This is a genomic window from Streptomyces sp. NPDC006368 (assembly GCF_040612535.1).
Lineage (GTDB): Bacteria > Actinomycetota > Actinomycetes > Streptomycetales > Streptomycetaceae > Streptomyces.
The window spans coordinates 21,760-40,574 of the sequence record NZ_JBEXQK010000017.1 but is presented as its reverse complement, the minus strand read 5'-3'; the positions used below and the strand labels follow the sequence as shown (position 1 = coordinate 40,574).

The window sequence follows — 18,815 nt, the reverse complement described above, 5'->3', positions numbered from 1 at the left end:
CGCGGCCGAAGCTCTGCCGAGCCGGGCACCACAGCCTATCGGGGCGGCGCGCGGTGCGTCAGGAGACGGCTGAATGCCGCCCACCACAACGGCGTTGGGCGGGCGGCAGGGGTGACTTCCGGTCAGACCTCCGGCCGGGGCCCGGTGGGACCTGTCGGACCTCGGGCCGGGGTGCGGTCAGCTCTCCGCGCGTTCGCGGATCTTCTCCGCGACGTGCGAGGGCATCGGCTCGTGGCGGGCGTAACCGCGGTCGAAGCGGCCCGTGCCGTGGGTGAGGGAGCGCAGGTCGACGGCGTACCGTCCGACCTCGAGCTCCGGCACGTCGGCGCGTACGAGGGTGCGGCCCGGCCCCGCCTGGTCGGTGCCGACGACCCGGCCGCGGCGGCCCGACAGGTCGCTCATGACCGGGCCGACGTACTCGTCGGGCACCAGCACCCGCACTTCGGCGACCGGTTCGAGGAGGTGGATGCGGGCGTCGGCGGCCGCCTCGCGCAGCGCCAGGGCGCCGGCCGTCTGGAAGGCCGCGTCGGAGGAGTCCACCGAATGCGCCTTGCCGTCGACGAGGGTGACGCGCACGTCGACGAGGGGGTAACCCGCGGCGACGCCACGGGCCGCCTGGGACCGTACGCCCTTCTCGACGGAGGGGATGAACTGGCGCGGCACCGCACCGCCCACGACCTTGTCGACGAACTCGATGCCCGAACCGGGCGGCAGCGGTTCGACCTCGATCTCGCAGATGGCGTACTGGCCGTGCCCGCCGGACTGTTTCACGTGCCGCCCACGCCCGGCCGCCTTGTCGGCGAAGGTCTCACGGAGGGCGACCTTGTGGGGTACGGCGTCGACCTGGACGCCGTAGCGGTTGCGCAGACGTTCCAGCGCCACGTCCATGTGGGCCTCGCCGAGGCACCACAGGACGACCTGGTGGGTGTCCTGGTTCTGTTCGAGGCGCATGGTGGGGTCTTCGGCGACGAGGCGCGCGAGGCCCTGGGAGAGTTTGTCCTCGTCCGCCTTGCTGTGCGCCTGGATGGCGAGCGGCAGCAGCGGTTCGGGCATCGTCCAGGGCTCCATGAGAAGCGGCTGGTCCTTGGAGGACAGCGTGTCGCCGGTCTCCGCGCGGGCCAGTTTGGCGACGCACGCGAGGTCGCCGGCGACGCAGTGGCTCATCTGCCGCTGCTGTTTGCCGAACGGCGCGGTCACGGCCCCGATCCGCTCGTCGAGGTCATGGTCCTCGTGGCCCCGGTCGGCCAGTCCGTGTCCGGAGACGTGGACGGTCTCGTCCGGGCGCAGGGTGCCGGAGAAGACCCGCACCAGTGAGATCCGGCCGACGTACGGGTCGGAGGAGGTCTTGACGACCTCGGCGACCAGCGGCCCGTCCGGGTCGCAGCCGATCAGCGGCCCCGGCGCGCCCTGCGGGGTGGTCACGGTGGGCGCCTCGCGCTCCAGCGGGGTGGGGAAGCCGCGGGTGATGAGATCCAGCAGCTCGACGGTGCCGAGGCCCTGCTTGCCGCCGGCCGCGGCGGGGGCGGCGGCGAGGACGGGGTGGAAGGTGCCGCGCGCGACGGCCTTCTCCAGGTCCTCGATGAGGGTCTTGAGGTCGATGTCCTCACCGCCGAGGTAGCGGTCCATGAGGGTCTCGTCCTCGCTCTCGGCGATGATCCCCTCGATCAGCCGGTTGCGGGCCTCCGCGATGAGCGGGAGCTGGGCGTCGTCGGGCGGGTTCTCCTTCCGCTCGCCCGAGGCGTAGTCGAAGATCTTCTGGCTTAGCAGCCCGACCAGCCCGGTCGTGGGGGCGTGTCCGTCGGGCGTCTGCGGGCCCAGCACGGGCACGTAGAGCGGAAGAATGGCGTCGGGGTCGTCCCCACCGAAGATCCGCGCGAGGACCCGGGTCAGCTCGTCGAAGTCGACGCGGGCCGTGTCGAGGTGGGTGACGACGATGGCGCGGGGCATGCCGACCGCCGCGCACTCCTCCCACACCGCGCGGCAGGAGCCGGCGACGGCGTCGGCCTCCTGGGCGGCCGACACGACGAAGAGGGCCGCGTCGGCGGCGCGCAGACCGGCCCTGAGCTCACCGACGAAGTCGGCGTATCCGGGTGTGTCCAGCACGTTGATCTTGTAGCCGTCCCATTCGAGGGGGACGAGCGAGAGCTGTACGGACCGTTGCTGACGGTGCTCGATCTCGTCGTAGTCGGAGATCGTGGCGCCGTCCTCGACGCGGCCGGCCCGGTTGACCGCTCCCGCGGTCAGCGCGAGGGCCTCGACCAGGGTGGTCTTGCCGGATCCGCTGTGGCCGACCAGCACGACATTCCGTACCGATGAGGGCTGGTCGGCCGTAGGAGCCCTGCCGGCGGCTCCGGGGTGGGTGTTCGCCTTGTCGCCCATGATTCTTCCTCCTGCGTCGCCGGCGCACCGGGAGTGCGCGGTGGAGGTGGGGGCGCGGGCGCGGGGGAGCGGCCCTTCCTGGGGGCAGCGCCTGCGGTGCCCGCGGTGGTCTTTCGAGCTTTCCACTCCCATCGGGCCGCGTCCATACGACGGACATACGCCCAGTACAGGTCCGGCGTGCGCCCGGCACGAGGGTGCGGCACCCCCGGCGGGCGGACCCGGCGGGGGGCCTGACGGCGGTCGCCGGGGGTGTGAGGGCGTAGGGGGCGATGAGAGCGGGACGGCGCTGGCTACGATGGGCCAGCCGGTGGCCGATGGGGCCGCGCGGCACACCGACCCTCGGGAAGGCCATGCTGAACAAGTACGCGCGTGCGTTCTTCACGCGTGTTCTCACACCGTTCGCCGCGTTTCTGCTCCGCCGCGGAGTGAGTCCCGACGCCGTCACGCTCATCGGCACGGCCGGGGTGGTGGCAGGTGCGCTGGTCTTCTTCCCGCGGGGCGAGTTCTTCTGGGGCACCATCGTCATCACGCTGTTCGTGTTCTCGGACCTGGTCGACGGCAACATGGCCCGTCAGGCCGGGATCTCCAGCCGCTGGGGCGCGTTCCTGGACTCGACCCTGGACCGGGTCGCGGACGGGGCCATCTTCGGCGGCTTCGCGCTGTGGTACGCGGGCACGGGCAATGACAACGTCCTCTGCGCCGTCGCCATCTTCTGCCTGGCGAGCGGCCAGGTCGTGTCGTACACCAAGGCCCGCGGCGAATCGATCGGCCTGCCGGTGGCGGTGAACGGACTGGTCGAGCGGGCGGAGCGCCTGGTGATCTCCCTGGTCGCGGCCGGTCTGGCCGGGCTGCACGGGTTCGGTGTGCCGGGCGTGCAGGTGCTGCTGCCGATCGCGCTGTGGGTGGTCGCCGTGGGCAGCGCGGTGACGCTGGGGCAGCGGGTCGTGACGGTGCGGCGCGAGTCCGCCGAGGCGGACGCGGCCGGACCGAGGGGGAGCGAGGCCGTATGAGCACATGGGGTGACCGGCTGACGGAGACGCTGTACGGGCTCGGCTGGAGCACGGTCAGAAGACTGCCCGAGCCGGTGGCGGCCGGGCTGGGCCGGCGTATCGCCGACACCGCGTGGAAGCGGCGCGGCCAGGGTGTGCTGCGGCTGGAGGCCAACCTCGCGCGCGTGGTGCCGGACGCCACGCCCGCGCGGCTCGCCGAGCTGTCGCAGGCCGGGATGCGCTCGTACATGCGGTACTGGATGGAGTCCTTCCGGCTGCCGGCGTGGAGCGCGCAGCGCGTGAAGGACGGCGTCGAGATCCAGGACCTGGACCGCCTGATGGACGGCATGGCGGCCGGCAAGGGCGTGATCCTCGCCCTGCCCCACCTGGCCAACTGGGACCTCGCGGGCGTCTACCTGGCCCGGGCGCAGGGGGTGCCGTTCACGACCGTCGCCGAGCGGCTGAAGCCGGAGTCGCTGTACGACCGGTTCGTCGCCTACCGCGAGTCCCTCGGCATGGAGGTGCTGCCGCACACGGGGGGCTCGGCGTTCGGGACACTGGCACGCCGGCTGCGGGCGGGCGGGGTGGTGTGCCTGGTCGCCGACCGGGACCTGTCGGCGTCGGGCGTCCAGGTGAAGTTCTTCGGGGAGGCTGCACGGATGCCGGGCGGGCCGGCCATGCTGGCCCAGCACACGGGGGCGCTGCTGCTGCCGGTGTCCCTCTGGTACGACGACTCGCCCGTGATGAAGGGGCGGGTGCATCCGCCCGTCGACGTACCGGAGACGGGTACGCGCGCCGAGAAGATGTCCTCCATGACCCAGGCGCTGGCCGACGCCTTCGCCACCGGAATCGCCGAGCACCCGGAGGACTGGCACATGCTGCAGCGGCTGTGGCTGGCGGACCTGGATTCCGCGAAGGGACGCACGGCGTGAGGATCGGCATCGTCTGCCCCTACTCCTGGGACGTACCGGGCGGCGTCCAGTTCCACATCCGTGACCTCGCCGACCACCTGATCCGGCTCGGGCACGAGGTCTCCGTCCTGGCCCCGGCCGACGACGAGACGCCGCTGCCGCCGTACGTGGTGTCGGCGGGGCGCGCGGTGCCCGTGCCGTACAACGGGTCGGTCGCCCGGCTGAACTTCGGGTTCCTGTCGGCGGCGCGGGTGCGGCGCTGGCTGCACGACGGCACGTTCGACGTGATCCACATCCATGAGCCCACATCCCCGTCCCTGGGGCTGCTGGCCTGCTGGGCGGCGCAGGGCCCGATCGTCGCGACGTTCCACACCTCCAACCCGCGGTCCCGGGCGATGATCGCCGCGTACCCGATCCTCCAGCCCGCGCTGGAGAAGATCAGCGCGCGAATCGCGGTGAGCGAGTACGCCCGCCGCACACTCGTGGAGCACCTGGGCGGGGACGCGGTGGTCATCCCCAACGGGGTGGACGTCGACTTCTTCGCCAAGGCGGAGCCCAAGGCGGAGTGGCAGGGCGACACCCTCGGCTTCATCGGCCGCATCGACGAGCCGCGCAAGGGCCTGCCGGTGCTTATGAAGGCGCTGCCGAGGATCCTCGCCGCCCGCCCGGAGACCCGGTTGCTCGTGGCCGGCCGCGGCGACGAGGAGGAGGCCGTCGCGTCGCTTCCCGTGGACATGCGGGAGCGCGTCGAGTTCCTCGGCATGGTCAGCGACGAGGACAAGGCGCGGCTGCTGCGCAGCGTGGACGTGTACGTGGCGCCCAACACGGGCGGCGAGAGCTTCGGCATCATCCTGGTCGAGGCGATGTCGGCGGGCGCGCCGGTGCTCGCCGGCGACCTCGACGCGTTCGCCCAGGTACTGGACCAGGGCGCGGCGGGCGAGCTGTTCGCCAACGAGGACGCGGACGCGCTGGCCGACGCCGCGATCCGCCTGCTCGGCGACCCGGCCCGTCGCCAGGAGCTGCGCGAGCGGGGGAGCGCGCATGTGCGGCGCTTCGACTGGTCGACGGTCGGCGCGGACATCCTCGCGGTCTACGAGACGGTGACGGACGGCGCCGCGTCGGTGGCGACGGACGAACGGGTGGGCGGCCTGCGGGCGCGGTGGGGACTGGCGCGGGACTAGCCGGTGCCCGCCCCGACGCCGGCGGGGCGCGCCCGGCCCGAGAGGGCCCCCGGCGGTATGAAGGCGCCGCGTCGGCGCCGGCTCGCGCCGTAGCGGTAGGCGGCGGAGGCGAGCCCGGCGTACACGGCGCCACCGGCCGCCCCCGCACCCGCGCGGCGGAGCGCGTGCCGGTACCCACAGCTGAGCGGCGTCCGCGCCCCGGGCGCCCAGTCCGAGGCGCCCGCGCCCGGATCCAGTCCGGCCCGCCACCGAGGCGGGCACGGAACATCCGCGCGTGGAACCGGTGCTCGCGTATCTCGTACGGCACGAGGCCGGGCTCCTGCTCTTCGACACGGGTGTCGGCGAGGGAGACGCCGAGGCCGACGCGTACTACCGGCCCCGCCGCAACGTCCTCGCCACCGCCCTCGCCGCGGAGGGCGTCGCACCGGACGACATCGACGTCGTCGTGAACTGCCACCTCCACTTCGACCACTGCGGCGGCAACCCGCTCCTGGCCGGCCGGCCCGTCCTCGTGCAGCGCACCGAACTCGCCACCGCGCGCGCCGGTGGCCACACGATCGACCCGCTGGTCGACTTTCCCGGCGCCCGGTACGAAGAGCTCGACGGCGAGGCCGAGGTCCGGCCCGGTGTCCATGTCGTGCCGACGCCCGGTCACACGGCGGGACACCAGTCCCTTGTCGTCTCGGGGAGCGAGGGGGTGACCGTCCTGGCGGGACAGGCGTACGACTTCGCCTCCCACTTCGCCACGGACGAGATGGCGCGCCGCCGGTTTCGACGGCCGGTACCCGCCGTGGCTGGACCGGCTCGCGCGGTTCGGGCCGCGGCGGGTGGCCTTCGCGCACGACCGCTCCGTCTGGGAAGGGACCATGCCGGCGCCCCGGTAGCCTTTCCGCCCGTGATCGAAACCCTCATCTGGATCGTCGTCGCCCTGGTCGCCATCGGCCTCTATCTGAGCTGGACCGCCGGGCGGCTCGACCGGCTGCACGCCCGCATCGACGCCGCCCGCGCCGCGCTCGACGCCCAGCTCGTACGCCGCGCCTCGGTCGCCCAGGAACTGGCCACCTCCAAGGTGCTGGACCCGGCGGCGTCGATCGTGCTGTACGAGGCGGCGCACGCGGCCCGGCAGGCCGAGGAGGAGCACCGGGAGGTCGCGGAGAGCGAGCTCAGCCAGGCGCTGCGGGCCGTGTTCGGGGAGCCGGAACAGGTCGAGGCGGTCCGGGAGGCCCCCGGCGGCGAGGAGGCGGCCATGGAGCTCGCGGCGGCGGTCCGCAGGGTGCCGATGGCCCGGCGGTTCCACAACGACTCCGTCCGCGCGGCGCGGGCGCTGCGCCGGCACCGTACGGTGCGCTGGTTCCGGCTGGCCGGGCACGCACCGTTCCCGCTGGCCTTCGAGATGGACGACCAGCCGCCCACCGCCCTCGCCGACCGCCCCGGCACCTGACCTCCCGCCGCCAGGGACCGGCATCGGCACTCCGCGCCGGCCTCCCGCCGCCAGGGACCGGCATCGAGACTCCGCACCGGCCTCCCGCCGCCAGGGACCGGCATCGAGACTCCGCACCGGCCTCCTCCCACGGCGTCCGCGCCACCCGTCCACAGGCCCCCGCGGCACACGACCCGCCGGCCAACCGGTCGGCTGACCTCCGAAAACGAGCCACCGGCTCCCTATTGGCCCTTGATGTGGACTGGCCCGGCCAGGTTTCCTCACTGATGTCGAAACCCCCGTTCTTTTTCGAGTGAGGTCCCTCGTGTCCAGCACGCTCCCCACCACCCCGCAGTCCCCCGAGACCGGCACCGCGCGCGTGAAGCGCGGTATGGCCGAGCAGCTCAAGGGCGGCGTGATCATGGACGTGGTCAACGCCGAGCAGGCGAAGATCGCCGAGGACGCCGGCGCCGTCGCCGTCATGGCCCTCGAGCGGGTCCCCGCCGACATCCGCAAGGACGGCGGCGTGGCCCGGATGTCCGACCCGAACATGATCGAGGAGATCATCGACGCGGTCTCCATCCCGGTCATGGCCAAGTCCCGCATCGGCCACTTCGTCGAGGCCCAGGTCCTGCAGTCCCTCGGCGTCGACTACATCGACGAGTCCGAGGTCCTCACCCCGGCCGACGAGGTCAACCACTCCGACAAGTGGGCCTTCACCACCCCCTTCGTCTGTGGCGCCACCAACCTGGGCGAGGCCCTGCGCCGCATCGCCGAGGGCGCGGCCATGATCCGCTCCAAGGGTGAGGCCGGCACCGGCAACGTCGTCGAGGCCGTCCGCCACCTGCGCCAGATCAAGAACGAGATCGCCAAGCTGCGCGGCTTCGACAACAACGAGCTGTACGCCGCCGCCAAGGAGCTGCGCGCCCCGTACGAGCTCGTCAAGGAGGTCTCCGAGCTCGGCAAGCTGCCGGTCGTGCTGTTCTCCGCCGGTGGCGTCGCCACCCCGGCCGACGCCGCCCTGATGCGCCAGCTGGGCGCCGAGGGCGTCTTCGTCGGCTCGGGCATCTTCAAGTCGGGCGACCCGGCCAAGCGGGCCGCCGCCATCGTGAAGGCCACCACCTTCTACGACGACCCGAAGATCATCGCGGACGCGTCCCGCAACCTGGGCGAGGCCATGGTCGGCATCAACTGCGACACCCTCCCCGAGGCCGAGCGTTACGCGAACCGGGGCTGGTGATGACCACTCCGCTCATCGGTGTCCTGGCCCTCCAGGGCGATGTACGTGAGCACCTGATCGCCCTGGCCGCGGCGGACGCCGTGGCCAGGCCGGTCCGGCGCCCCGAAGAGCTCGCCGAGGTCGACGGTCTCGTCATCCCCGGCGGCGAGTCCACCACCATCTCCAAGCTGGCCGTGCTGTTCGGCCTCATGGAACCGCTGCGGGAGCGCATCGGGGCGGGCATGCCGGTCTACGGCACCTGCGCCGGGCTGATCATGCTCGCCGACAAGATCCTCGACCCGCGTTCGGGTCAGGAGACCCTGGGCGGCATCGACATGATCGTGCGCCGCAACGCCTTCGGACGGCAGAACGAGTCCTTCGAGGCGGGCGTCGAGGTCACGGGCATCGACGGCGGCCCCGTCGAGGGCGTCTTCATCCGCGCCCCCTGGGTCGAGTCGGTCGGCGCCCGCGCCGAGGTGCTCGCCGAGCACGGCGGCCACATCGTCGCCGTACGGCAGGACAATGCCCTCGCCACGTCGTTCCACCCGGAGCTGACGGGCGACCACCGGGTCCACGCCCTGTTCGTCGACATGGTGCGGGCCGCGCGCTGATCCGGCCCCGGTAGGATCTCTGGGGTTCGTTCAGAAATGGGTTACGCGAAGGAGACAGGCAGATGTCCGGCCACTCTAAATGGGCTACGACGAAGCACAAGAAGGCCGTGATCGACGCCAAGCGCGGCAAGCTCTTCGCGAAGCTGATCAAGAACATCGAGGTCGCGGCCCGCACCGGTGGCGGCGACCCCGACGGTAACCCCACGCTCTACGACGCCATCCAGAAGGCGAAGAAGAGCTCCGTTCCGAACAAGAACATCGACTCCGCGGTCAAGCGCGGCGCCGGCCTGGAGGCCGGTGGCGCCGACTACGAGACGATCATGTACGAGGGTTACGGCCCGAACGGCGTCGCGGTGCTCATCGAGTGCCTCACCGACAACCGCAACCGCGCCGCCTCCGACGTACGCGTCGCCATGACCCGCAACGGTGGCTCCATGGCCGACCCGGGCTCCGTGTCCTACCTCTTCAACCGCAAGGGCGTGGTGATCGTCCCCAAGGGCGAGCTGACCGAGGACGACGTCCTGGCCGCGGTCCTGGAGGCGGGCGCCGAGGAGGTCAACGACCTCGGGGAGTCCTTCGAGGTCATCAGCGAGGCCACCGACCTGGTGGCGGTCCGTACCGCCCTCCAGGAGACCGGCATCGACTACGACTCGGCCGACGCCAACTTCGTCCCGACCATGCAGGTCGAGCTGGACGAGGAGGGCGCTCGCAAGATCTTCAAGCTGATCGACGCGCTGGAGGACAGCGACGACGTGCAGAACGTCTTCGCGAACTTCGACGTCTCGGACGACGTCATGGCGAAGGTCGACGCCTGACCCACGCACCCACCGCGACGGGCCGACGGGAACACACCCCGTCGGCCCGTCGCGTCGTTGTCGGTGCCACCCGCTAGCCTGCACAAACAGATGAACGAAGGAGGGGCGGCGTGCGCGTTCTCGGGGTGGACCCAGGCCTGACGCGGTGCGGCGTCGGCGTGGTCGAAGGGGTCGCGGGCCGCCCGCTGACGATGCTGGGCGTCGGAGTCGTCCGCACACCGGCGGACGCGGAGACCGGGCACCGCCTCGTCGCCATCGAGCGCGGCATAGAGGAATGGCTGGATCTGCACCGGCCCGACATGGTCGCCGTGGAGCGGGTGTTCAGCCAGCACAACGTACGTACGGTCATGGGCACCGCCCAGGCCAGCGCCGTCGCCATGCTGTGCGCGTCCCGCCGCGGACTGCCCGTCGCCCTGCACACGCCCAGCGAGGTCAAGGCCGCCGTCACGGGCAGTGGCCGCGCCGACAAGGCGCAGGTGGGCGCGATGGTCACCCGGCTGCTGCGGCTCGACGCCCCGCCCAAGCCCGCCGACGCCGCCGACGCCCTCGCCCTCGCCATCTGTCACATCTGGCGCGCCCCCGCCCAGAACCGGCTCCAGCAAGCCGTCGCCGCCCATCGAGCCATGAAAGGCCGTACCGCATGATCGCCTTCGTGAGCGGCCCCGTCGCCGCACTCGCCCCGACCACGGCCGTGATCGAGGTCGGCGGCATCGGCATGGCCGTGCAGTGCACCCCCAACACCCTCTCCGAGCTGAGGATCGGTCAGGAAGCGCGGCTCGCCACGTCGTTGGTGGTGCGGGAGGACTCCCTCACCCTGTACGGCTTCGCCGACGACGACGAGCGCCAGGTTTTCGAGCTCCTCCAGACGGCCAGCGGCGTCGGCCCACGCCTCGCCCAGGCCATGCTCGCCGTGCACACCCCGGACGCGCTGCGCGTCGCGGTGGCCACCGGCGACGAGAAGGCGCTCACCGCCGTACCCGGCATCGGCAAGAAGGGCGCCCAGAAACTGCTGCTGGAGCTGAAGGACCGGCTCGGCGAGCCCCTCGGCTCGGCCCCCGCCGTCGGCACACCGGTCAGCCGGTCGTGGCGCGACCAGCTGCACGCCGCGCTGATCGGCCTCGGCTACGCCACCCGCGAGGCCGACGAGGCCGTCGCCGCCGTGACCCCGCAGGCCGAGGCGGCGGGCGGCACCCCGCAGATCGGGCAGCTCCTCAAGGCCGCCCTCCAGACCCTCAACCGCACCCGCTGACCCCGCGAGGCATTCCACTGTGAACTGGGACGACACCGCACCCACCAGCGACGACACCGCCGCCGAGCGGTTGGTCGGCGCGTCCGCCGACGGCGAGGACCAAGCCGTCGAGGCCGCCCTGCGCCCCAAGTCGCTGGACGAGTTCGTCGGCCAGGAGCGGGTGCGGGAGCAACTGGACCTGGTCCTCAAGGCGGCCCTGGCGCGCGGCGCCACCGCCGACCACGTCCTGCTCTCCGGAGCCCCCGGTCTCGGCAAGACCACCCTCTCCATGATCATCGCCGCCGAGATGGGAGCCCCCATCCGGATCACCTCCGGCCCCGCCATCCAGCACGCCGGTGACCTCGCGGCGATCCTCTCCTCCCTCCAGGAGGGCGAGGTCCTCTTCCTCGACGAGATCCACCGGATGTCCCGGCCCGCCGAGGAGATGCTCTACATGGCGATGGAGGACTTCCGCGTCGACGTCATCGTCGGCAAGGGCCCCGGCGCCACCGCCATCCCGCTGGAGCTCCCGCCCTTCACCCTGGTCGGCGCCACCACCCGCGCCGGCCTGCTGCCGCCCCCGCTGCGCGACCGCTTCGGCTTCACCGCCCACATGGAGTTCTACGCACCGGCCGAGCTGGAGCGCGTCATCCACCGCTCCGCCCACCTCCTCGACCTCGACATCGAGCCCGACGGCGCCGCCGAGATCGCCGGCCGCTCCCGGGGCACGCCCCGTATCGCCAACCGACTGCTGCGCCGTGTCCGGGACTACGCCCAGGTCAAGGCGGACGGCCTGATCACCCGCGACATCGCCGCCACCGCCCTGAAGGTGTACGAAGTGGACGGCCGCGGCCTGGACCGCCTCGACCGGGCCGTCCTGCACGCCCTGCTCAAGCTGTTCGGCGGCGGCCCGGTCGGCCTGTCCACCCTCGCGGTCGCCGTGGGGGAGGAGCGCGAGACGGTCGAGGAGGTCGCCGAGCCCTTCCTCGTACGGGAGGGGCTGCTGGCCCGCACGCCCCGCGGCCGGGTGGCGACGCCCGCCGCATGGGCGCACCTCGGCCTCGTACCCCCGCAGGCGGGCGGGCCGGGAGGCGGACAACAGGGGCTCTTCGGGGCGTGACGGCGATGTCAGTCGCCGGGGCAGGAACCACGGTGCCATGCTGGGCGTTGTTCCAATGATGCGGACTCGCCTAGACTCCGCCGATGCCGACCCTTCGGTCGGCGTACCCACCCCCGAAGATCAGGCCGCGGTTCCCCGCGACCGTGTGAAGGATTTGTCGTCCCGTGAGCATCATGACTCTCCTCCCGTTCATCGTCCTCATCGGGGCCATGTTCCTGATGACGCGCTCCGCGAAGAAGAAGCAGCAGCAGGCGGTTGCCATGCGCAACCAGATGCAGCCCGGCACCGGCGTGCGGACGATCGGGGGTATGTACGCCACGGTCAAGGAGGTCGGTGACGACAGGGTCCTCCTCGAGGTCGCCCCGGGCGTCCACGCCGTCTACGCGAAGAACGCGATCGGTGCGGTCCTCGACGACGAGGAGTACAACCGCATCGTCCACGGTGACACCGACCTCAAGGACGACGCGCCGATCGTCCCGGACGACGCCTCCTCGCTGACGGCGGACGGGGACAGCGGTGTCACCGGCACCGAGGGTGACAAGATCGACCTGGGCAAGAAGGAGACGGCCGACCAGGTCGGCGCCACTGCCGAGGTCAAGGACGCGAAGACCGAAGACAAGAGCGACGGCGACACCGACGCGAAGTAAGGCAGCATCCGGGGACCGCGAGACGCCGCTCGACGGCGTGGCGCGGTCCGCGCGTCCGCGCCGACACACGCGGGGGAATCCCCACACCACTTCGTGGCCGCCTCGACGCTCACCCGGCGCGTGGCGGTTGGACAGGGAGAAACGAGAAGGTGGCAGCACCCAAGAAGGGCAGAGGGCCGGCGACGGGGGGCCAGGGCAAGCCGGGGCGTGCCCTGGCCTTGTTCCTGATCGTCATGTGCGCCCTGGTGGGCGGGATGTTCTGGTCGGGGGAGGTCACCCCCCGCCTGGGCATCGACCTCGCCGGCGGCACGAGCATCACGCTCAAGGCCGAGAACCAGCCCGGCAAGCCGGACGCCATCAACAAGACCAACATGGAAACGGCGATCGGCATCATCGAGCGCCGCGTGAACGGTCTTGGTGTGTCGGAGGCCGAGGTCCAGCAGCAGGGCACCGATCACATCATCGTCAACATTCCCCGGGCGACCGATTCGAAGCAGGCCAGCGAGCAGGTCGGTACGACCGCCGAGCTGTACTTCCGGCCGGTCCTGGCCGTCGCCGGCAGCGCGCCGCTCCCCGACCCCTCCGCCCCCGGCACCCCGAGCGCCACGCCGAGCGGCAAGGCCTCGTCCTCGCCGTCCCCGAAGGCGAGCGCCACCACGCAGGGCCGCGCCGTCACCGACGGCCTGAAGAAGGCCCCGTCGCCCACGGCGAGCGGCTCGGACAAGCCGGCGACCTCGCCGACCCCGACGCCCCCCGGCGCCGACGCGGGCACCGCCGCGCTGGAGAAGCAGTTCACCACTCTGGACTGCACGCCGAAGAAGGGCACCAGGAACGTGCCCAACCCGGCGAAGATCGCCGACCCGGCCAAGCCCACCGTGGCCTGCGGCACCGAGGGTGACGCCAAGTACATCCTCGGCCCGGCCGAGGTCGCGGGCACGGACGTCGACGAGGCCAAGGGCGTCCTCGACCCGCAGCGCGGTATGTGGATCGTCCAGCTCGGATTCACCGACAAGGGCACCAAGAAGTTCGCCGAGACGACCGGCAAGCTGGCCGCCCAGACCCAGCCGATGAACCAGTTCGCGATCACGCTCGACGGCCAGGTGGTCTCCGCCCCGTCCGTCAGCAGCGCGATCACCGGCGGCAGCGCCGAGATCTCCGGCAGCTTCAACCAGAAGTCCGCCACGGACCTGGCCAACATCCTGTCCTACGGCGCGCTCCCGCTGTCGTTCAGCCAGGAGAGCGTCACCACGGTCACGGCCGCGCTCGGCGCCGAGCAGCTCAAGGCGGGCCTCATCGCCGGAGCCATCGGTCTCGCCCTCGTCGTGATCTACCTGGTGGTCTACTACCGGGGCCTGTCGCTCATCGCGATCCTCAGCCTCATGGCGTCCGCGGTCCTCACCTACGCGCTGATGTCGCTGCTGGGCCCGGCCATCGGCTTCGCGCTCAACCTGCCCGCCGTCTGCGGCGCGATCGTCGCCATCGGTATCACCGCCGACTCGTTCATCGTGTACTTCGAGCGCATCCGCGACGAGATCCGGGAAGGCCGCACCCTGCGTCCGGCCGTCGAGCGGGGCTGGCCGCGTGCCCGGCGCACCATCCTGGTGTCCGACTTCGTGTCGTTCCTCGCCGCCGCCGTCCTGTTCCTCGTCACCGTCGGAAAGGTCCAGGGCTTCGCGTTCACGCTCGGCCTGACGACCCTCCTCGACGTCGTCGTGGTGTTCTTCTTCACCAAGCCGCTCATGACGCTGCTCGCCCGCACGAAGTTCTTCAGCAGCGGCCACCCGTGGTCCGGGCTGGACCCGACCCGGCTGGGGGCGAAGCCCCCGCTGCGCCGCTCGCGGCGTGTCTCCGCCACTACCGCACCGAAGGAGGCGTGAGATGTCACGACTCGGCAGCATGGGCGCACGCCTCTACCGCGGCGAGGTCGGCTACGACTTCGTCGGCAAGCGGATGATCTGGTACGGCGTCTCCATCCTGATCACCATCACGGCCATCGTGGGCCTGGCGGTACAGGGCCTCAACATGGGCATCGAGTTCAAGGGCGGTGTCGTCATCACGACGCCCCGGACCTCGGTGTCCGTCGATGACGCCCGCCACGCGGTGGAGGAGGCCTCCGGGCACCCCGCGATCGTCCAGGGTCTCGGCGACGGCGAGCTGCGCATCCAGATCAGCGATGTGGACACCGCCGAGGCCAACAAGATCAAGACCGAGCTCGCCGACGACCTGAAGGTCGACGAGAACCAGCTCAACGCCGACCTCGTCGGCCCCAGCTGGGGCGAGCAGATCGCCAACAAGGCCTGGACGGGCCTGGGCATCTTCATGGTCCTGGTCGTGGTCTACCTCGCGATCGCCTTCGAGTGGCGCATGGCCGTCGCCGCGCTGATCGCCCTCATCCACGACCTCACCATCACCGTCGGCATCTACGCCCTGGTGGGCTTCGAGGTCACCCCCGGCACCGTGATCGGTCTGCTCACCATCCTCGGTTACTCCCTCTACGACACCGTCGTCGTCTTCGACGGTCTCAAGGAGGCGTCGAAGGACATCACCAAGCAGACCCGCTGGACCTACAGCGAGATCGCCAACCGCAGCCTCAACAGCACCCTGGTCCGCTCCATCAACACCACCGTGGTGGCGCTGCTGCCGGTGGCCGGTCTCCTCTTCATCGGCGGCGGCTTCCTCGGCGCGGGCATGCTGAACGACATCTCGCTGTCGCTGTTCGTCGGCCTCGCCGCCGGCGCCTACTCGTCGATCTTCATCGCCACCCCGCTCGTCGCCGACCTCAAGGAACGCGACCCGCGGATGAAGGCGCTGAAGAAGCGCGTGCTCGCCAAGCGCGCCCAGGACGCCGAGAAGGGCCCCTCCGACGGCGGCCCCACCGAGGGCCCGGACGGGTACGAACCCCAGGACACCGAGGACGGGGACACCGCCCCCGCCGGGGCGGTCGTCGGCCAGCGCCGCCAGCCGACCCGCGGCCGGGGGAAGCGCCGATGACCGTCACCACGCGGGACCTCCTGCTCAGCCGCATCCGTGACGTCCCGGACCACCCCGTCTCCGGGGTGACGTTCAAGGACATCACGCCGCTGCTCGCCGACCCGGAGGCGTTCGCCGCGCTCACCGGCGAGCTGGCGGAGCTGTGCGTCCGGCACGGCGCGACGAAGATCGTCGGCCTGGAGGCGCGCGGCTTCATCCTGGCCGCCCCGGTCGCCGTCGCCGCGAAGCTGGGCTTCATCCCCGTACGCAAGGCGGGCAAGCTCCCCGGAGCCACGCTGAGCCAGGCGTACGACCTGGAGTACGGCTCCGCGGAGATCGAGGTGCACGCCGAGGACCTCGCCCCCGGTGACCGCGTGATGGTCATCGACGACGTCCTCGCCACCGGCGGCACCGCCGAGGCCTCCCTGGAGCTCATCCGCCGGGCCGGCGCCGAGGTCGCGGGCGTCGCCGTGCTGATGGAGCTCGGCTTCCTGGGCGGCCGGGCCCGCCTGGAGCCCGCCCTGCGGGGCGCGCCGCTGGAGGCCCTGATCACGCTCTGACGCCCACGGACGGCCGGTGACGGCCACCTACGGGCACCGCACGAAACGGCACGGGCGCCCCGGGAACACTCCCGGGGCGCCCGTCTCCGTCCAGGCCCGGCGGGCTCGTGAGCACCGGGCGGCGCGGGTCGATACCATGGGTGTCCGGGCTCGACCGGGGGACCCGGACCCGCACGAGGAGCGCTCTTGCCAGACGAGGCCCAGCCACTCTCCGCCGCGAAACCCGACGAGCGGGCCGACAAGGCCGCGGCGGGCCCGGCCACGCCCCAGAACGAGTCCGCGGAGGGCACGCCCCCGAACAGGCCCGCGGCCCCGCAGCGCGCGACCGGCCCGGCACCCGTCTCGGCCCCCAAGCCCGCCCCGTCCGCCGCCCCCCGCTCCGGCGGCTCCTCCAACCGTGTGCGCGCCCGCCTCGCCCGGCTCGGCGTGCAGCGCTCGTCGCCGTACAACCCGGTCCTGGAGCCCCTGCTGCGCATAGTCCGCAGCAACGACCCGAAGATCGAGACGTCGACGCTCCGCCAGATCGAGCGCGCCTACCAGGTCGCCGAGCGCTGGCACCGCGGCCAGAAGCGCAAGAGCGGCGACCCGTACATCACGCACCCGCTCGCCGTCACCACCATCCTCGCCGAGCTGGGCATGGACCCCGCCACGCTGATGGCGGGCCTCCTCCACGACACCGTCGAGGACACCGAGTACGGCCTGGAGCAGCTGCGCAAGGACTTCGGCGACCAGGTCGCCCTGCTCGTCGACGGCGTCACCAAGCTGGACAAGGTCAAGTTCGGCGAGGCCGCGCAGGCCGAGACGGTCCGCAAGATGGTCGTCGCCATGGCGAAGGACCCCCGCGTCCTGGTCATCAAGCTGGCCGACCGCCTGCACAACATGCGCACCATGCGCTACCTCAAGCGGGAGAAGCAGGAGAAGAAGGCCCGCGAGACCCTTGAGATCTACGCGCCCCTGGCCCACCGCCTGGGCATGAACACCATCAAGTGGGAGCTGGAGGACCTCGCCTTCGCGATCCTCTACCCCAAGATGTACGACGAGATCGTCCGCCTCGTCGCCGAGCGGGCCCCCAAGCGTGACGAGTACCTCGCCATAGTGACCGACGAGGTCCAGGCCGACCTGCGCGCCGCCCGTATCAAGGCCACCGTCACCGGCCGGCCCAAGCACTACTACAGCGTCTACCAGAAGATGATCGTCCGCGGCCGTGACTTCGCGGAGATCTACGACCTGGTGGGCATCCGCGTCCTCGTCGACACGGTCCGCGACTGCTACGCCGCCCTCGGCACCGTCCACGCGCGATGGAACCCGGTCCCCGGCCGGTTCAAGGACTACATCGCGATGCCGAAGTTCAACATGTATCAGTCGCTGCACACGACGGTCATCGGCCCCAACGGCAAGCCCGTCGAGCTGCAGATCCGCACCTTCGACATGCACCGCCGCGCCGAGTACGGCATCGCCGCGCACTGGAAGTACAAGCAGGAGGCCGTCGCCGGCGCCTCCAAGGTGCGCACCGACGTGCCGAAGAAGGCCGGCAAGGACGACCACATCAACGACATGGCGTGGCTGCGCCAGCTGCTGGACTGGCAGAAGGAGACCGAGGACCCCAGCGAGTTCCTCGAATCGCTGCGCTTCGACCTCTCCCGCAACGAGGTCTTCGTTTTCACTCCCAAGGGTGACGTCATAGCGCTGCCCGCCGGTGCCACGCCGGTCGACTTCGCGTACGCGGTCCACACCGAGGTCGGCCACCGCACCATAGGAGCGCGGGTCAACGGGCGGCTCGTACCGCTCGAATCGACCCTCGACAACGGCGACCTGGTGGAGGTCTTCACCTCCAAGGCGGCCGGAGCCGGGCCCTCCCGGGACTGGCTCGGCTTCGTCAAGTCGCCGCGTGCCCGGAACAAGATCCGCGCGTGGTTCTCCAAGGAGCGCCGCGAAGAGGCGATCGAGCACGGCAAGGACGCCATCGCGCGCGCCATGCGCAAGCAGAACCTGCCGATCCAGCGCATTCTCACCGGTGACTCGCTCGTCACGCTGGCGCACGAGATGCGCTACCCGGACATTTCGTCGCTGTACGCCGCGATCGGCGAGGGCCATGTAGCCGCCCAGGGCGTCGTCCAGAAGCTGGTGCAGGCCCTCGGCGGCGAGGAGGCCGCCAGCGAGGACATCGCCGAGTCGGCGCCGCCCTCGCGCGGCCGGGCCAAGCGCCGCGCCAAGGCCGACCCCGGTGTGGTCGTCAAGGGCGTCGAGGACGTCTGGGTCAAGCTCGCCCGCTGCTGTACGCCGGTGCCGGGCGACCCGATCATCGGCTTCGTCACCCGCGGCAGCGGCGTGTCGGTGCACCGTGCCGACTGCGTCAACGTGGACTCGCTCTCGCAGCAGCCCGAGCGGATGCTCGACGTCGAGTGGGCGCCCACCCAGTCCTCGGTCTTCCTGGTCGCCATCCAGGTCGAGGCCCTGGACCGCTCCCGCCTCCTGTCGGACGTCACCCGGGTCCTGTCCGACCAGCACGTCAACATCCTGTCGGCGGCCGTCCAGACCTCCCGCGACCGGGTGGCCACCTCCCGCTTCACCTTCGAGATGGGCGACCCCAAGCACCTGGGACACGTCCTGAAGGCGGTACGGGGCGTGGAGGGCGTGTACGACGTCTACCGCGTGACCTCGGCGCGCCGCCCCTGACGGCGCCATACGAAAAGGGCCTCCCGAGCGGGAGGCCCTTTTCCCGTGCCACGGCATTTCCGGTGCCACGGCATTTCCGGTGGCACGAC

At 71.5% G+C, this 18,815-nt stretch carries 16 protein-coding genes and 1 pseudogene; 16 read left to right on the top strand and 1 reads right to left on the bottom strand.

What is annotated here, in order from left to right:
- Positions 1-177: 177 nt before the first annotated feature.
- On the bottom strand, positions 178-2,379 hold the full coding sequence (locus ABZZ38_RS15480) for an elongation factor G-like protein EF-G2 (protein WP_356739729.1): 2,202 nt from the start codon (positions 2,377-2,379) through the stop codon (positions 178-180).
- A gap of 350 nt (positions 2,380-2,729) precedes the next feature.
- Between ABZZ38_RS15480 and pgsA the strand changes: the two genes are divergently transcribed.
- The 16 genes and pseudogenes from pgsA to ABZZ38_RS15400 all read left to right on the top strand — a co-directional run bounded on the left by pgsA (position 2,730) and on the right by ABZZ38_RS15400 (position 18,726).
- Entirely contained in the window at positions 2,730-3,389 is a 660-nt protein-coding gene (gene pgsA / locus ABZZ38_RS15475) for a phosphatidylinositol phosphate synthase (RefSeq protein ID WP_356739727.1), read from the top strand.
- Entirely contained in the window at positions 3,386-4,300 is a 915-nt protein-coding gene (locus ABZZ38_RS15470; protein ID WP_356739725.1) for a phosphatidylinositol mannoside acyltransferase, read from the top strand. The genes pgsA and ABZZ38_RS15470 overlap by 4 nt, the downstream gene beginning before the upstream one ends.
- Positions 4,297-5,460 (top strand): glycosyltransferase family 4 protein, encoded by a 1,164-nt coding sequence (locus ABZZ38_RS15465; RefSeq protein ID WP_356739723.1) that lies wholly within the window; start codon positions 4,297-4,299, stop codon positions 5,458-5,460. Before ABZZ38_RS15470 ends, ABZZ38_RS15465 begins: the two co-directional genes overlap by 4 nt.
- Before the next feature lie 274 nt (positions 5,461-5,734).
- Positions 5,735-6,082, top strand: a pseudogene (locus ABZZ38_RS15460) (MBL fold metallo-hydrolase); the annotation flags it as partial.
- Between the two features lie 273 nt (positions 6,083-6,355).
- Entirely contained in the window at positions 6,356-6,901 is a 546-nt protein-coding gene (locus ABZZ38_RS15455; protein WP_356739858.1) for a hypothetical protein, read from the top strand.
- Positions 6,902-7,205: 304 nt separating this feature from the next.
- A complete protein-coding gene (pdxS, locus tag ABZZ38_RS15450; RefSeq protein WP_031078311.1) occupies positions 7,206-8,120 on the top strand; it encodes a pyridoxal 5'-phosphate synthase lyase subunit PdxS in 915 nt (304 codons plus the stop codon).
- A complete protein-coding gene (pdxT, locus tag ABZZ38_RS15445; protein ID WP_356739721.1) occupies positions 8,117-8,710 on the top strand; it encodes a pyridoxal 5'-phosphate synthase glutaminase subunit PdxT in 594 nt (197 codons plus the stop codon). Before pdxS ends, pdxT begins: the two co-directional genes overlap by 4 nt.
- A gap of 62 nt (positions 8,711-8,772) precedes the next feature.
- Positions 8,773-9,525 carry a YebC/PmpR family DNA-binding transcriptional regulator gene (locus ABZZ38_RS15440; RefSeq protein WP_356739719.1) on the top strand — a complete coding sequence of 251 codons (753 nt, stop codon included), beginning with the start codon at positions 8,773-8,775 and terminating at the stop codon, positions 9,523-9,525.
- A 110-nt stretch (positions 9,526-9,635) separates the two neighbouring features.
- Positions 9,636-10,169 carry a crossover junction endodeoxyribonuclease RuvC gene (ruvC, locus tag ABZZ38_RS15435; protein ID WP_356739717.1) on the top strand — a complete coding sequence of 178 codons (534 nt, stop codon included), beginning with the start codon at positions 9,636-9,638 and terminating at the stop codon, positions 10,167-10,169.
- The gene (ruvA, locus tag ABZZ38_RS15430) at positions 10,166-10,774 is read left to right on the top strand and encodes a Holliday junction branch migration protein RuvA (protein WP_356739715.1); all 609 of its coding nucleotides are present in this window, start codon (positions 10,166-10,168) and stop codon (positions 10,772-10,774) included. Before ruvC ends, ruvA begins: the two co-directional genes overlap by 4 nt.
- Positions 10,775-10,793: 19 nt before the next feature.
- Positions 10,794-11,873 carry a Holliday junction branch migration DNA helicase RuvB gene (gene ruvB / locus ABZZ38_RS15425; protein ID WP_356739713.1) on the top strand — a complete coding sequence of 360 codons (1,080 nt, stop codon included), beginning with the start codon at positions 10,794-10,796 and terminating at the stop codon, positions 11,871-11,873.
- Between the two features lie 164 nt (positions 11,874-12,037).
- Positions 12,038-12,520: a preprotein translocase subunit YajC gene (gene yajC / locus ABZZ38_RS15420; protein ID WP_356739711.1), complete on the top strand. Its 483-nt coding sequence runs from the start codon at positions 12,038-12,040 to the stop codon at positions 12,518-12,520.
- Positions 12,521-12,669: 149 nt separating this feature from the next.
- A complete protein-coding gene (gene secD / locus ABZZ38_RS15415; protein ID WP_356739709.1) occupies positions 12,670-14,397 on the top strand; it encodes a protein translocase subunit SecD in 1,728 nt (575 codons plus the stop codon).
- Position 14,398: 1 nt separating this feature from the next.
- Positions 14,399-15,511 (top strand): protein translocase subunit SecF, encoded by a 1,113-nt coding sequence (secF, locus tag ABZZ38_RS15410; protein WP_356739707.1) that lies wholly within the window; start codon positions 14,399-14,401, stop codon positions 15,509-15,511.
- A complete protein-coding gene (locus ABZZ38_RS15405; RefSeq protein ID WP_356739705.1) occupies positions 15,508-16,050 on the top strand; it encodes an adenine phosphoribosyltransferase in 543 nt (180 codons plus the stop codon). Before secF ends, ABZZ38_RS15405 begins: the two co-directional genes overlap by 4 nt.
- Before the next feature lie 186 nt (positions 16,051-16,236).
- Entirely contained in the window at positions 16,237-18,726 is a 2,490-nt protein-coding gene (locus ABZZ38_RS15400; RefSeq protein WP_356739703.1) for a bifunctional (p)ppGpp synthetase/guanosine-3',5'-bis(diphosphate) 3'-pyrophosphohydrolase, read from the top strand.
- Positions 18,727-18,815 lie beyond the last annotated feature (89 nt).